This window comes from Actinobacillus pleuropneumoniae, assembly GCF_003290385.1.
In the GTDB taxonomy this organism is placed as follows: Bacteria; Pseudomonadota; Gammaproteobacteria; order Enterobacterales; family Pasteurellaceae; genus Actinobacillus; species Actinobacillus lignieresii.
Map to the genome: position 1 here is coordinate 1,024,271 of NZ_CP030753.1, position 15,954 is coordinate 1,040,224.

The 15,954-nt window shown below is 41.7% G+C and carries 15 protein-coding genes; 7 read left to right on the forward strand and 8 right to left on the reverse strand.

Annotation, left to right across the window (positions count from 1 at the left end):
- Positions 1-12: 12 nt before the first annotated feature.
- The 4 genes from DRF63_RS04660 to DRF63_RS04675 are packed head-to-tail and all read right to left on the reverse strand — an operon-like array spanning position 13 to position 3,722.
- Entirely contained in the window at positions 13-651 is a 639-nt protein-coding gene (locus tag DRF63_RS04660; RefSeq protein WP_005597392.1) for a prepilin peptidase, read from the reverse strand.
- Between the two features lie 26 nt (positions 652-677).
- On the reverse strand, positions 678-1,880 hold the full coding sequence (locus DRF63_RS04665; protein WP_005597394.1) for a type II secretion system F family protein: 1,203 nt from the start codon (positions 1,878-1,880) through the stop codon (positions 678-680).
- Entirely contained in the window at positions 1,864-3,258 is a 1,395-nt protein-coding gene (locus DRF63_RS04670) for a GspE/PulE family protein (RefSeq protein WP_005597396.1), read from the reverse strand. Before DRF63_RS04670 ends, DRF63_RS04665 begins: the two co-directional genes overlap by 17 nt.
- Before the next feature lie 17 nt (positions 3,259-3,275).
- Positions 3,276-3,722, reverse strand: coding sequence for a prepilin-type N-terminal cleavage/methylation domain-containing protein (locus DRF63_RS04675; RefSeq protein ID WP_005597397.1), 447 nt, complete (start codon positions 3,720-3,722; stop codon positions 3,276-3,278).
- 181 nt (positions 3,723-3,903) lie between these two features.
- On the opposite strand from DRF63_RS04675, the gene radA reads away from it, so the two are divergent.
- Positions 3,904-5,283, forward strand: coding sequence for a DNA repair protein RadA (gene radA, locus DRF63_RS04680; RefSeq protein ID WP_005597398.1), 1,380 nt, complete (start codon positions 3,904-3,906; stop codon positions 5,281-5,283).
- Positions 5,284-5,326: 43 nt separating this feature from the next.
- Here the strand turns inward: radA and DRF63_RS04685 are convergent, their stop codons facing one another.
- A complete protein-coding gene (locus DRF63_RS04685) occupies positions 5,327-5,560 on the reverse strand; it encodes a YgjV family protein (protein ID WP_005597399.1) in 234 nt (77 codons plus the stop codon).
- A 126-nt stretch (positions 5,561-5,686) separates the two neighbouring features.
- Positions 5,687-6,175, reverse strand: coding sequence for a type 3 dihydrofolate reductase (folA, locus tag DRF63_RS04690; protein WP_005597400.1), 489 nt, complete (start codon positions 6,173-6,175; stop codon positions 5,687-5,689).
- An 86-nt stretch (positions 6,176-6,261) separates the two neighbouring features.
- Between folA and proB the strand changes: the two genes are divergently transcribed.
- From proB to DRF63_RS04720, 6 genes are all read left to right on the forward strand, one after another.
- Entirely contained in the window at positions 6,262-7,353 is a 1,092-nt protein-coding gene (gene proB, locus DRF63_RS04695; protein ID WP_005597401.1) for a glutamate 5-kinase, read from the forward strand.
- Positions 7,354-7,365: 12 nt separating this feature from the next.
- A complete protein-coding gene (locus DRF63_RS04700; RefSeq protein WP_005597402.1) occupies positions 7,366-8,142 on the forward strand; it encodes a TSUP family transporter in 777 nt (258 codons plus the stop codon).
- A complete protein-coding gene (gene nth / locus DRF63_RS04705) occupies positions 8,143-8,775 on the forward strand; it encodes an endonuclease III (RefSeq protein ID WP_005597404.1) in 633 nt (210 codons plus the stop codon).
- Positions 8,776-8,984: 209 nt separating this feature from the next.
- Positions 8,985-10,289, forward strand: a complete 1,305-nt coding sequence (locus DRF63_RS04710) for an acetyl-CoA C-acyltransferase (protein ID WP_005597405.1) — start codon at positions 8,985-8,987, stop codon at positions 10,287-10,289.
- 9 nt (positions 10,290-10,298) lie between these two features.
- Entirely contained in the window at positions 10,299-12,416 is a 2,118-nt protein-coding gene (locus DRF63_RS04715; protein ID WP_005597407.1) for a 3-hydroxyacyl-CoA dehydrogenase NAD-binding domain-containing protein, read from the forward strand.
- Between the two features lie 90 nt (positions 12,417-12,506).
- Positions 12,507-13,922 carry a YdgA family protein gene (locus DRF63_RS04720; protein WP_005597408.1) on the forward strand — a complete coding sequence of 472 codons (1,416 nt, stop codon included), beginning with the start codon at positions 12,507-12,509 and terminating at the stop codon, positions 13,920-13,922.
- An 82-nt stretch (positions 13,923-14,004) separates the two neighbouring features.
- On the opposite strand, the gene DRF63_RS04725 is transcribed toward DRF63_RS04720, so the two are convergent.
- On the reverse strand, positions 14,005-14,937 hold the full coding sequence (locus DRF63_RS04725; protein WP_005597410.1) for an AEC family transporter: 933 nt from the start codon (positions 14,935-14,937) through the stop codon (positions 14,005-14,007).
- 1 nt (position 14,938) lies between these two features.
- Positions 14,939-15,745 carry a formate dehydrogenase accessory sulfurtransferase FdhD gene (fdhD, locus tag DRF63_RS04730; protein ID WP_005597412.1) on the reverse strand — a complete coding sequence of 269 codons (807 nt, stop codon included), beginning with the start codon at positions 15,743-15,745 and terminating at the stop codon, positions 14,939-14,941.
- Positions 15,746-15,954 lie beyond the last annotated feature (209 nt).

Here is a 15,954-nt window from a genome sequence, read left to right on the forward strand (position 1 = left end):
CCATACTAACCATTAGATATAAATTTTATCAATAATTAGCACGAAAGTCGAAAAGCTAATAAAAGGAATAAAGGGTAATTTTTTAAGTGTTTTTTTCATCACTAAGAAATAGAACAGATAAAACGCGATACCGGAAAAGGAAGCGATCAATAATAAAAGAAAAACCTCTTCCAATGAGAATAAGGGCGAGAGAGCGATAAACAATAAACTGTCCCCGCTTCCCAATATTTCTTTTTTAAAGATTAAATGAGAGCATAAACCCAGCATACCAAAGAAAAGACAGCAAAAAAGCAGACTTTCTTGATAAGCCATTTCCACCGAATGTAATAATGCCAAAACAAAGACCGCAGCAACATAGCGAATATCCGTTAAGTAATAACAATAATCTAAAGCCGATAGAAAGCATAAAATCATCAGTAGCAACGCAACGACGGGATCAGTAATTCCAAAAGAAAGCAGAGGAAAAACGATATAAAAAAGATTGCCCCACCATTTATATTTCGGCTGTAAATTTGAAGCATTGCGAAAATCTTGATAGCTGTATGCTATAGGTAATAACGTCGAATATTCAGAGTAAATTTGCCGATTAATATATTCTGCAAATTGAGGAATACTTCGCTTACACCACCATGCGAAAATCGGAGAACTCATTACGATAACGAATTGCGCTATTGTCACTAACCGCCTCCGACTAGTCCGCCTAAATCAAAAATCGGTAAATATAATCCGATCAAAACCGTACCGATAATTAATCCGATAATCAGCATTAAGATCGGCTCAAGCAGCTGCGATAACAGTTCAATCTGATCATCCAATTGTTGTCGATATAACTCCCCGATATAGCTACACATCTGCGCTACATTCCCACTCTGTTCGCCAATGGCAAGCATTTGTACTACTTGAGTACCGAACACACTCGCATTAATACTTTCGGAAAAGCGATAACCTTGTTTTAATTGCGCTAAAATATTTTCTATCTCTTTTTGTAACCTCAAATCTTGCGATTGTGTAGCAAGAAAGGTATTTAACGCCGTTTCCAGCCGAATATGAGCTTTTAGCATCAAGCCGAGATTTTGACTAAAAAATACTATACGAACGTTTTCGACTATCTTATTAAAAATAGGCAAAGCACTTAACACCCCGTTTTTTATAGCGGTTAAAAATCGATATTTTTTTGCAAAAAAACGGAAAAAACCGACCGCTAATAAACTGACTATCGTTACCTGTAATAAAGAATGTTGTAAGAAGAGCGATAATGTAAATAGCATTTGTGTAATTAAAGGAAGCGGCTTTTCACGACCGGAATACAGCTCGATAAATTGCGGCACGATAAAAAGGAGCATGGCGAGAGAAAGCGCAACGGAAATAATCAAAGTGACGACAGGATAAAACATTATCTTTTTTATTTTCTTATGTAATTTTTCGGTTTGATAGCGATTTACCGCAATATTTTGCAAAATTTCGCCTAATCGCCCGCTTTGTTCGCCAATCCGTACCAGCTGTATTTCCGATTTCGCCAAATATAAATTCAATTTGGTTAAACTTGACGACATTGTATAACCCGATTCTATCAAACGGTTTAAATCATTCAGCCACATATAGATCCGAATATGATAAGTATTTTCTAACAACATATTCAGCGCTTGTTTTAAAGGGACTGCGGCATTCAGTAAAAGCGCCAACTGTTTAATTACTTGAGTAATCGATTCTGAAGAAGCCTGTGTGACAAAACGAAAATTACGTTGGATACGGATCTGTGAATAGCCTTTTGCTAATAAACGCCGTTCCAATTCCGTTCGATGACAAGCTAACGCTTTTCCTTTCTGAAGTTGTTGAAAACGATTTTTAGCTTTCCAATGGAATTCATACACTTTCAACATGACCTAACACTCTCTCGATTTCTTCTAATGAAGTGATTCCCGTCTTGAATTTCTGTTGCGCACTTTGATATAAGTTTTCAAAATCCAAACAAGCGGTCGATTTCTCAAAAATTTTTCCATTTTTTGAAAACAGTTGATAAACGCCGATTCTGCCTCTGTAGCCGTGATAACAATATTTACAGCCTTTTCCGCCGCATTCGGTACATAATTTACGAACTAAACGTTGCGCCACGACAAGTAATAACGAATTATTGATTTCATATTCTTTGATACCGAGCTGCAATAAGCGTTCGATTGCCGAAGGCGCATCATTGGTATGTAAGGTCGAAAGCACTAAATGCCCGGTTTGTGCCGCACTTAATGCAATTTCGGCACTTTCTTGATCACGAATTTCACCTAACATAATCACATCCGGATCTTGTCGTAAAAACGTTCTTAATAGCCGGCTGAACCCTAAATCTATCGCCGGGTTTATTTGCGTTTGGATTATGCCTTCAAGTTCGATTTCTATCGGATCTTCGGCGGTCAAAATATGCCTTTTACTGTCATTTAAATAATCCAACGCACTATATAAGGTAATACTTTTACCACTGCCGGTCGGTCCCGTAACTAATATTAATCCTTGAGGCTGCCGCAATGCCCGCAACAACTTTTCCTTCTGCTCCGCCAAGAAGCCCAACGTAGTAAAATCAAAATGCGTCGGTTTATTTTTTTGTAGCCGTAAAACGACTTTTTCGCCCCAATAAGTCGGTAAACTCGAAACACGGAAATCCAATGTTTCGGATAAGATTGTCTTAAAACCGAATTGCCCGTCTTGCGGAAGACGGGATTCACTAATATCCAGTTTAGCTAATAATTTAATGCGAGAAATAAGTCGATTGGCAAGTTGGAGAGAAAATGATTTATACGGATGTAACACGCCGTCGATACGTAATCGAATCAACATTTTGTCTTTTTGCGGTTCAAAATGAATATCCGAAGCATTATGTTTTAAACCGTATTTAAACAGGCCGTCCAACACTTGAATAATCGGATCATTAACATCCGAATGCTGCGCTTGTGCTAAAGGTTGATAAGGTAATTCCGTTTCGTCATATACCGATTGTTGTTCCGGCATTAATTGCCCGAGCAGGTATTTCAATTCTTCGGAAGAGACCAATACCGGCTCAATTCGCTTATGCGTAAGAAAAGCAAAAATCTCGCAAGCACTGAGATTATTCATATCATCGATTGCCAACCATAATGTTTGTTGGTCTTCCCGAAGCGGTACGGTGAGATAACGTAATAAGATATGACGTTCATCATAATTTTTTTGCCACTGTTCCTCGGAAATCCGGAATACTTGCCGATTGTTTACATCACATACGGAATACTGCATATCTTGCTCCGAAAAATTTAATTTGATGCGCAGAAATTTGCCGGAAATAAACTTAAGTCCTCCCCTTTACATTTCGTTTCCCAAGAAATAGTGCTACCGTTATGAATCGGTGTCATCGTATAACCGTATTCCTGTAGATTCCCTTTCCCCGTTACTGTAATCGTTCCGCCTTCCACCGTAATGGCATTTAAATATTTAGCCTGTCTAAGCTCCGTCATTTTTCTGACACCGTTTTGACCGCCGCTACAGTTTTTAGAATCTCCGGTGTTATATATGCAGATCTCGACATCCGTTTTATAAGAAGCCGATGCCGCCAATAGCTCCGAAAGCGCCGCTTTTTGGGTATAACTGTTATATGACGGAATTGCAACCGTAGCTAAAATGGCAATAATCGCAATCACGATCATCAATTCAATTAAAGTAAACGCGTTAGTAAGCGGTCGAATAAGACTTAATTTTTGCATATCCCTCTCCTTATCATATCTAAGATCTGCTTACTAAACAGTCTGCAATAATTTGTTTTCGCTAACCAGTAAGATGACCGACTTCTGCGATCCGTATCGCAAAAACAGAATATTTATAGCTGTTTATTTACTCAGTATCTTTTGCTATGATTATATTGTTTTAACAAATTCAGAGGTCAAAATGGCTAAAGCACCAAAAACAGCTTATGTATGTAATGATTGCGGCGCGGAATATTCTCGTTGGATGGGGCAATGCAAAGAATGTAAGTCTTGGAATACCGTGAGTGAAATCAGACTTATCTCGAGTAAAGAAGCAACAAAAAGCGACCGCTTCAGCGGATATGCCGGCGAAACCTCCGGTAAAGTTCAAACTTTATCCGAAATCAGCTTACAAGAAGTGCCTCGTTTTAGCAGCGGCTTTAATGAATTGGATCGCGTACTGGGCGGCGGTGTCGTGCCGGGTTCGGCAATTTTAATCGGCGGCCATCCCGGTGCCGGTAAATCCACTCTGCTTTTACAAGTAATGTGCGGTTTGTCTAAAGATTTGCCGACCCTTTACGTGACCGGTGAAGAATCCCTACAACAAGTGGCGATGCGAGCGAATCGTTTAGGCTTACCGACCGACAATCTCAAGATGCTTTCAGAAACTTCGGTCGAGCATATTTGTAATATCGCCGACCAAGAAAAGCCGAAAATTATGGTAATCGACTCAATTCAGGTCATGCACCTTGCCGATATTCAATCTTCTCCCGGTAGCGTTTCGCAAGTGCGGGAATGCGCTTCGTTTCTGACTCGCTATGCAAAAAACCGCCAAGTAGCGATTATTATGGTCGGACACGTCACCAAAGACGGGACACTTGCCGGCCCGAAAGTGTTGGAACACTGTATTGACGCCTCAATTTTACTGGAAGGCGAATCGGACTCTCGATTCCGTACCTTACGCAGCCAGAAAAACCGTTTCGGTGCGGTCAATGAATTGGGCGTATTTGCCATGACCGAACAAGGCTTACGAGAAGTAAAAAACCCTTCCGCGATTTTCCTCAGCCGTAGCGATGAACAAACGCCGGGCAGTTCCGTGATGGTGCTTTGGGAAGGAACCCGTCCGTTATTAGTCGAAATTCAAGCGTTGGTTGATCATTCGATGTTGGCTAATCCTCGCCGTGTCGCCGTAGGTTTAGATCACAACCGTTTATCGCTCTTACTTGCGGTGTTACATCGCCACGGCGGTTTGCAAATGTCGGATCAAGATGTGTTCGTCAATGTGGTCGGCGGGGTAAAAGTGACCGAGACCAGTGCCGATCTCGCCCTAATTTTGGCGTTAATTTCCAGTTTTAGAAATCGTGCGTTACCGCAAGATTTGGTCGTATTCGGCGAGGTGGGATTAGCCGGAGAAATTCGTCCGGTACCGAGCGGTCAAGAACGTATCAGCGAAGCGGCGAAGCACGGTTTTAAACGTGCGATTATTCCTCACGGCAACGCACCTAAAAAACCGATTAAAGGTATGGAAGTCTTTACCGTTAAGAAACTAAGCGACGCACTAGATATTCTCGGCAATCTCTAATACAAAAACAGACCGTGATAAGCGGTCTGTTTTAGTTAAAATCTTACGAATTGATTTCTTGTGGTTTATGCCGATTTTTAAAGACAAAATAAAAATTCAGTGACGCCACAAATAAATTCATCACCATTACCGGAACGGAACCGATAAAAAAGCCGTAAATCACAAACAGTACGCAACCAATCGCATTAATCAACCGGAGCTTAATCACATCTTTTAATACAAAAGATAAACCGACAAATCCCATTGCCGCATAACCTAGCAGTTCAACGTAATCCATATTTACTCCTTTAAATAAAATTGTCGGACCGATTGTACGCTTTCTTTTTTATTTTGTGTTTAAGCAATAGAAATGCAAAGGTTTGCGTTTTGTAAAGATTAATTGTTTGCTTATAAAATAAGCGTTTTATTTTCTCTCTAAAATCATAAAGCGGCAACGATAGGCGTTTTGCTCGTCAATTTCCGACCATTTTTCTTCCACTAACGTCCAATTCGATTCGTCAAACTCAAACAGCGTATCGCCCTCGATTTCGGCTTGAATTTCCGTTAAATAAAGTCTGTCCGCTTGCGGAATCGTTTGTTTAAATAACTCACCGCCGCCGATTACCATAATTTCATCCGTATTTGCAAAAGTTTCGGCTAATTCGGCCGCTTGTGCAAAATTTTGCGCCGTATAAGCTCCTTCCACACAAAAGCCGGAACGTGACAAAATAATATTCGGTCGTTTCGGTAAAAGTCGTCCGATAGATTCATAGGTTTTGCGCCCCATAATCACCGGCTTACCTAGCGTATTTTGTCGAAACCAAGCCAAATCCACCGGTAAATTCCATGGCATTTGATTCTCTTTACCAATCACATGATTTAAGGTTCTGGCGACAATTAAACTTATCTTCATTTTTTCTTCCTTTTCAACAAAATTAGGCGTGATTTTAACAAATAAAAGTGATACTTTGGTACTAAATTTTTTATCGGGATAAAACTATGCAAAAGACAATTGTGATTAAATTCGGCACCAGTACTCTTACGCACGGCGGAAAGAGTTTAAGCCGTCCTTATATGCTGGAATTAGTTAAACAAATAGCTCAACTTCATCAACATCATCGAGTGATTGTCGTCACCTCCGGAGCCGCAGCAGCCGGCAGAGATTATTTAGGTCATCCCGAACTTCCCAAAACACTCGCCTATAAACAAATGCTTGCCGCAGTCGGGCAAAGTCAGCTAATCCGTACTTGGGAAAATTTATTCGATATTTACGGCATTCATATCGGGCAAATTTTATTAACCCGTGCCGATATTGATGATCGCGAACGTTTTTTAAATGCACGCGATACCTTAAATGCCTTGTTAGAGCAAAAAATCATTCCTGTGATCAATGAAAACGACACTGTTGCCACCGAAGAATTTAAAGTCGGCGATAATGACAATCTTTCCGCGTTGGTTGCGATTCTAGCGCATGCCGATCAACTTTATCTTTTAACCGACCAAGAAGGCTTATTTGATTCCGATCCGCGTTCAAATCCGCAAGCGAAATTACTGTCCGTCGTGGAAAAAATCACGCCTGAAATCCGCCAAATGGCGGGCGGTAGCGTCACTGGACTCGGCACCGGCGGTATGAGTACTAAAATTACCGCCGCCGATATTGCTACGCGTTCCGGTGTCGAAACCGTTATCGCTTCAGGCTCTCGTGCAAACGTATTGGTCGATTTAGCTAACGGCGAATCCATCGGTAGTAAGTTTTTAGTACAATCCGACCGCTTGGAAGGTCGTAAACAATGGTTATTCGCCGCTCCGCAAGTCGGCTCGCTTGTGGTGGATAAAGGGGCGGAAGCCGCATTATTACAACATAAATCATTACTGCCGGTCGGTGTTTCCGAGATTAACGGCGTCTTTAGCCGAGGCGAAGTAGTGAAAATTTTTAACCAAGAAGGTAAAGCGCTTGCTTTGGGGCTTGCTCGTTATAACAGCGATGCGTTAATTCGTATTAAAGGAAAAAAATCGAAAGAGATTGAGTCTCTGCTCGGTTATGAATTCGGTTCCGTCGCCGTACATATTGATGAGATGGTCATTTATTAAAAAAGGATATTTATGGAACTTTCGTTTGATGTTTTAGCGATGTTATTCACGATAGCAACGATCGCCGGCTTTATTGATGCGATAGCCGGCGGCGGCGGGTTACTCACGATTCCCGCTCTGCTTTCCGCCGGCATACCGCCGACTATGGCGCTCGGCACCAATAAATTACAAGCCTGCGGCGGCTCGTTTTCCGCTTCGCTTTATTTTGTGCGCCAAAAAGCGGTTAATCTCAGACAAATTTCCCTATTGATTCTATTGACCTTTATCGGTGCGGCTTGCGGTACAATCTTCGTGCAAATGATCGATGTCAATTCACTTAAAATGTTATTACCTTTTTTAGTGTTAATTATCGGCATTTATTTTCTATTTAGCCCGACGGTCGGCAACGAGGACAGAAAACAACGTATCAGTTTTCCGTTATTTGCCTTTAGTGCCGCCGCCGGTATCGGTTTTTATGACGGTATGTTCGGACCGGCAACCGGTTCGTTTTTTACCTTAGCCTTTATCTTATTACTCGGCTTTAATTTACCGAAAGCGGTCGCTCATGCCAAAGTACTGAACTTTACCTCTAATTTTGCCTCACTCATCTTTTTTATGTTGGGCGGTGCGATTTTATGGAAAATCGGTTTTATTATGATGATTGGTCAATTTATCGGCGGCACTTTAGGGGCGAGAATGGTGGTAACCAAAGGTAAAAAACTGGTACGTCCGATGTTAGTTACCATGTCATTTCTTATGGTAATCAAAATGTTATACGAACAAGGATTCTTATCTTTTCTAGGAATATAAATGAATCAAGCAAAACGAATTGAAATTTTAACCCGTTTACGCAATGAAAATCCGCATCCGACCACGGAGCTGAATTACAGTAATCCGTTTGAATTACTGATTGCGGTTATTCTTTCCGCCCAAGCAACCGATAAAGGGGTAAATAAAGCGACCGATAAACTGTTTCCGGTCGCTAACACGCCGCAAGCCATTTTAGATTTAGGCGTGGACGGTTTGAAGGAATATATTAAAACTATCGGGCTTTTTAACAGTAAAGCGGAAAACATCATCAAAACCTGCCGTGATTTAATTGAAAAACATAACGGTGAAGTGCCGGAAAATCGCGAAGCCTTGGAAGCGCTTGCCGGTGTCGGGCGTAAAACCGCAAACGTCGTACTCAATACCGCCTTCGGTCACCCGACCATTGCGGTCGATACGCATATTTTTCGCGTGTCCAACCGTACCGGATTCGCTCCCGGTAAAGACGTAGTCAAAGTGGAAGAAAAATTACTTAAAGTCGTCCCCGCCGAATTCAAAGTGGACGTACATCATTGGCTAATTTTACACGGTCGCTACACCTGCATTGCCCGCAAGCCTCGTTGCGGTTCTTGTATTATTGAAGATTTATGCGAATACAAAGAGAAAAGCGAATAACTATTCTCTGTCTTGCGTAACACGCGGTGATATTTTCCCGAGGTTTTGCAAAATATTGTGAAAATATCATCGCTTGTCGTATATCATTTCGCTCTGCATAACTTTAGCATTCGTGCGTAGTTCTTTTCTTATGCTTAATCTATTTTCAAACTAACAATGCTACAATGTTATTTTCCAATTCCGACTTTCCTCTTGATTAAGGACAAATCATGCCGAATCAGCAGTTACTGACAACCAAAGGCGAGCGTGTTGCGATTGTATCGGGGCTAAGAACGCCGTTTGCGCGTAAAGATACCGGCTTTAAAGATGCGTATGCCACCAGCCTTGGTACGATGGTAACCAACGAATTACTCAGCCGCACGGCGATTGAACATCACGAAATCGAACAACTGGTCTTCGGGCAAGTAATTCAGCAACCCGACATTCCGAATCCGGCAAGAGAAATCGCCTTGGCACTGAATATGCCAAAACTGCAATCTTATAGCATCAGTAGCTCCTGTTTATCCGGTTTACAAGCGATTGCCAATGTTGCCGGCAGTATTGTCAGCGGTTCGATTAGTGCAGGTATTGCCGGAGGAGCCGATTCAATTTCAAATGCGCCGTTAAGTATCAGTTCTCGGGTTATTTATAAATTAAAATCTATTTTTAATGCGGAAACGCTCGAGGAAAAATATCGCCGTTTTCGTCATTTTTCTTGGCGAGATCTCAAACCGCACGGCGTTAATTTACGTGATTTCACCACACAAATGTCAGTAGCGGAAGTATCCGAACAAATGGCGCAAGATAATCACATAAGCCGAGCGGAACAAGACGAATACGCTCGCTTATCCAATCAAAGAGCCTCCGACGCTTGGAAAATCGGTTTATTAAAAGAAGAAGTGATGCCGTCTTTTCCTCGCCCTTATAAAGATTTTGTCGTTTCGGATACGTTAATTTCCGCGGCAACTCGAGCAAGCTATTACCAACGTTTCTCGCCGATTGTCGATAAAGAATATGCCACCGTCACCGAAGCCAATATGCCTCAACCGATGGACGGAGCCGCCGCCGTGCTGTTAATGAACGAGTCGAGAGCTAAAGCACTCGGTTTAATGCCGTTAGGCTATATTCGCAGTTATGCGATTACCGGTAACGATATTTGGCAAGATATGTTCGCCGGTGCAACCATCGCCGCCGCGCAAGCGTTAGATCGCGCCGAATTAAGTTTGTCCGATATGGATTACATTGATATCCACGAATCGTCCGCCAGCCAAATATTAGCGAATATTCGCTTTTTCGAATCGGACAACTTTGCAAAAAAACAGCTAAATCGAACCGCTTGTTTAGGTAAAATCGATATGGATAAACTTAATCATTTAGGCGGCTCTATCGCTTTCGGCAATCCTCGTGCGGTAACCAGTTTGCGTACCGTGATTCAGTCACTCTATGCGCTAAAACGTAAAGGCGGCGGTATTTCATTAGTCGCCTCCGGCGGTTTAGGCGGCTTAGGGGCGGCAATGGTATTAGAAAGCGAATAAGGACAATCCATGACAGAACAACCCATTCAGCAACCAATGTTTCAAGTCGAAGTAGATGAAAATCAGATTGCCATCATTCGCATTCACTCTATTGATAATGATGAAAACTGGCTTCCCGAAAATTTTGCCGGCGAATTAAGAGAAGTTATCGGTACGCTGATTTATCGTCAGGTACAAGGTGCGATTTTTATTTCGACACGGGCAAATCATTTTATTCAGGGCTTAAAACCGAGCCTTTTCAAAAACAAGACAAATGAGCAATTACTTGCTTTTTCCCAAGATGCGCAAGCGATTATGCGAGAGTTAAATACGCTGAAAATGCCAATTGTCGCCGCTATCGACGGGAATTGCTTTAGTGTCGGTCTGGAACTTTCCTTAGCTTGCGATTACCGTATCGCCAGTGATGAATCGCATACTTTCTTTGCGATGCCGCAAGTCCGTTCCGGCTTATTACCTTTTGCCGGCGGTACGCAACGTTTACCGCGTTTAATCGGTTTACGTTCCGCGCTACCGTTAATGTTATTCGGCGAAAAAATAACTGCCGAAACCGCCAAAGGATTGGGTTTGGTTGATCGATTGGTTCCTAAAACTCGTCTTTTAACCGATGCTTATCAACTCTTACTAGAGAAGAAAATTCAAAAAGCCAATCATAAAAAACCGCTTACTTTCTTTAAAAAATGGCGTAAGCAGATCGAAGGTAATTCGTTCTTACGCGAAAAATTGCTTGATCGTACGGAAAATGCGATTTGGCTTAAAACGTTCGGTAATTACCCTGCGGTTGCCAAACTGATGGAACTGCTCAAAGAGCCGCACTTTAAACAAGGGTTAATGCTCGAACAACAAGCCTTTGTCAAATTGTTTAATAGCGCAACCTCACAAGTATTAATCGAATTAAAGAAAACCGAACGGGCAATGAAGGATAAATATCGTATTCGAGGTAATGTACGTGATGTCGCTCAAGTCAGTATTTTAGGTTCGGGCTATATGGGCGCCGGTATTGCTTATTTAACCGCCAACAATGCTAAAGTACCGGTTCGCATAAAAGATATTCATCCGTCGGAAATTCGTAAAGCCTTACGTACCTGCTTTGAATTAATGCAAAAAGCAACGGATAAAAATCAGCTTAATCACGGTGAAATGATCCAACGTATGAATCTGATTACCGGCGGAGAGCGATTAGTGGCGGCAAAATCAACCGATTTTGTGATTGAAGCGGTGTATGAAGATCTCAAACTTAAACAACGGATGTTAGCCGAAAGTGAAAGCTACTATAGTGAACAAACCATTTTTGCAACGAATACTTCAACCTTTGCGATTAAAGATATTGCGGCTTGTGCGATTCGTCCGGAAAACGTAATCGGGCTACATTATTTCAGCCCGGTTACCACGCAAAAAATGGTGGAAATCATACCGCATAGCGCAACCGGCGAACATACGATTGCGACGGCGATTCATTTTGCCATTCAACAAGGCAAAATCCCGTTGTTGGTTGCCGATAAGCAGGGCTTTTTTATTAATCGAGTTTTAACGCCGTTACTGCTTGAAGCGGTGCAATGTTTAATTGACGGCGAATCGATTGAATTTATCGATCGTTCGTTACAAGAATTCGGCTTCAAATTAGGCCCGCTTGCCATGATCGACGAAATGGGGCTGGATGTATTGGTCAAATCGAACTCGGCTTTAGTCAGCGAATTAGGCAGCCGTTTCAGTTTGCCTCAAGCGGTTGATTTATTGTTCCGAAATGAACGTAAAGGCTGTAAAAACAAACGCGGTTTCTATATGTATGATCGCTTCGGAGAACGTTTACAGGAAGATAAAAGCATTTATCACGTGATGGAAACCATTGCCCGTAACGATTTGGAATCCGAACAGATTGTCCGCCGTTGCCTGTTACGTATGCTCAACGAAGCGGCTTGGTGTTTACAGGATAAGATTATCGCCTCGACCGACGAAGGTAATGTCGCTTCCGTTCTCGCAATGGGCTTTCCGGAGTTTCGAGGCGGTATCTATGCCTATATCGAAAAAATCGGTGCAAAAGAAATCGTACGGCAATTACGCTTACACACTAAACAATACGGCAAACGTTTCGAACCTTGCGAATGGCTAATCCGACAAGCCGAACAATAAGATACTTGACTAAAAAACCGGACTTTTACAATCGTCCGGTTTTTTATTAGAATCTAGCTATCGTTCCGCGCTTTCTTTAAGGATTCTATAATGAAAAAATCAACAATGGCATTATCCGCGATTATGGTATTAGCCGCCGTGACGACCGGCGGTGCATGGTACACCGGTAATCAAATCGAACAACGTTATCCTGCCTTACTTGAGCAACTTAACGGCAGCTTAAAAGGTTTAAATCTTTACGGCGTAAACGCCGAGATTAGTGAGGTGAAACTAACTAAAGGCGTTTTTAGTTCCGACGTTCAATATAACGTGAATATTAAAGACGGAGAAAAAACCTTTACGTTTAAAGGCAACGATAAAGTTTATCACGGTCCTATCCCGCTAAACCGCTTATTAAAAGGTAATCTAATGCCAATGTTATTAAGCGGCGAATCTCGTCTTTCCGCGGTTGATGAGCATATCAAAACCTATTTTGTCAATCATGAAATTTTGGTTGCGACCACGGATGTAAATTACGCCGGTGAAGTCGCCGGTAACGCGACGCTGAATCCGGTCAAATCCGAAACCGTCGAAACCTCAAAAATTCATTTTGAAGGCGACTATACCGGTTTCGGTAAACAGAAACTCAATGCGGATTTTATTAAAATCAAAAGTCAGGAAAATGACGAGAAAATTGAAATTACCGATTTAAATTATGATGCCGACTATATTAAAGATACGAAATATCCCGAATTAAAAGGCATCGGCGATTACCAAATTTCATTTAAAAAACTTGCCTTTGCTAACGATAAAAATCGGATTGTAAACCTCAATGAGTTTACCTCTAAAGGTACCAGTAAAATAGCCGACGATCGTATGCTAAGCAGCGGTAGTTTTTCGATTAAAACGGATTGGTCCGAAGGTAACAAAACTGCGGATTTAGGTAAATTCCAAGCGGATATCGCAATGGATATGGATGCCAAATCGTTTAATGAATTAATGTTACTGTCGGATAAATTGGAGAACGAATCGCCGGAGGTAGAACAACAGGTTCAATCGGCCGTAATGGCATTGGTAAGCCAAGCACCGAAATTAAAAATCAGTGAGCTTTCGCTTGAAAACGCTAAAGGTAAAAACACCTTCAACCTTAACTTGGATTTGGATAAATTTGATATCGCCCAACTGTCACAAGCGGGCTCTATTCAAGAGATATTGAAAATCTTTAAGCCGTCCCATTTAAACCTCAATTTAAATCTTGCGGCAAGTGAAGAATTTGCAACCCAATGGCTATCCGTTTCAGCGGAAGATTACGTCGGCACACCGGAAGAAAATGCCAAACTGCTTGTTCAGGAATTAACGAATAGCGCACAACAATCTACATTGGCAATCGTTGATGCCGAAAGTATAAAAACGGCACTGAGCATTGAAAACGGCAAAGTGACGTTAAACGGTAGAGAGGTATCGGAATCGGAATTACAAATGGCACTATTTGCTATTATGTTCGGCGCCGGCAGCTTAGGTCAGTAACAACTGAAAAGCCATAAACAAGCGGTCTGTTTTAGGAAAGTATTTGCAAAATATTTCACAAAACAGACCGCTTGCTTTTGTCTTAAAGCCACTGATATAAGGCAATAATCAACGGCATCGTGAATACACAAAGCAAGGTGGTTACTCCGTAAATCGCACTGGCTTTTCTTGCATCTTGCTTATACACCACCGCCATTTGCGTAACGGTTGCCGCTGAAGGGCTGGTGGTTGCTAAAAAGCTAATCATCGCAATAGTCGCACCGTTTTCCGCCACCCAACTGCCAAAGTCGAACGCTTTCACAATCACTAATAAAATCAGCGGGATAAAAATCAAACGAAGAAACGAAACCAGATAAATACGCTTATCCGTCATAATCTCTTTAACCGGAATCGATGCAATCAACATTCCCGCCACTAACATCGCCATCGGTCCGATCATATCGCCGAGCCAAGCCAAAGTACCGCCAATCACATTCGGCAATTTTATTTGTAACAGGAACAACAACATACCGATCACAATCGCAAGAATATTGATATTGGTAACGATCTTCTTAAACGACACCTCGCCCTTACCGCACAATAACATCCGTAAATGCGACCAAAACAAGAAATTCTGTACCACCATAAAACCGGTGGCATAAATCACCCATTCATTGCCAAATAGCGAAGCGACCAGAGGAATAATCAAATTTCCAGAATTGGAATAAATAGCGGTGGCGTGTTCCAAATTACTTAATTTGAAAATCGGTTTTAATATTTTGCCTATTAAAATCAGCAAACCGCTTAACAAAATCGCCATACCGAAAGACAGATATAAGCCGTGTAGAATGGCTTCCGAATATTCGATTTGAAAAGCGGTAATCAGCATAGACGGGCTAATAATATACAGCCCGATAACCGAAATCGGATAGCTTTGTTCCGAAGTCAGCAATTTCAGCTTCACCAACAAATAACCAAGCAACACAATGATAGTTAATTGAGCGATTTTCTCTGCTAATAAGAAAGCGATTTCCATATTATGCTTTCTCCGAGAATAAACGTTTCTCTCCGGAATACACGGTCGCTTTTCCTTTGCGAGTAAAAGCGCTCAAGGTAAAATCATGCGCTTGAGCAATTTCTACCGCTAGTGCGGTTGTTGCGGAAATTGCGCATAACATTTCAATTCCGACCGCCAAACATTTTTGCACCATCTCAAAACTGGCGCGGCTGGTCACAAACACAAAACCGAGCGGTTTACCCGCTTTCGCATACCAACCGATCAATTTATCCAACGCTACGTGTCTGCCGACGTCTTCTCGAATTGCAAGCAATTCCCCCTGCGGAGAAAAAAAGACCGCCGCATGGCTTGCGCCGGTTTGTTGAGCCAACCGTTGCGCTTGCTCGAGTTGCTGTAAACAAGCATCGAATATTTGCGGATTTACCGCTTGCAAGCGGTCGTTTTTTTGCAAAAATTTGCAACTTTGACTGACTTGTTCCAACTGCTCTACCCCGCAAATTCCACAGCCGGTTCTGCCGGTCATCGAACGGCGCTTTTCTTTCAATGCCACAAATTGGCGAGTAGCGATCTCCATTTGTACTTCAATGCCGTTGCATTGCTCAATCACATCTAAGCCGTATAATTCTTGTTTATCGGTTAAAATACCTTCCGCCAATGAAAAACCTAATGCAAAATCTTCCAAATCTTGTGGAGTCGTCATCATTACCGCATGAGAAATCCCGTTATATACTAATGCCACCGGTACCTCACAAATAAGGTTTTCTTGAAATTCGGTCGTAACAAATTGCTGTAATTTAACCGCTTGTGTTTGTGTGATTATATTCATCACTTATCCTATCTTTAATACGCTAATACCATATTATTTATTTTACAATTTTTTTATGAATAGAAATATATAGGTTTTATTACAGTCTATACTCACTTTATTTTTCGCACAATAAAAATCATTCTCATTAATTAACATTTTTTTAACATTTTTGCGATTTTTTCTTGTATTTACTAGGGAAAAATTGTTAAAAAATTGAAAAAAAGCCT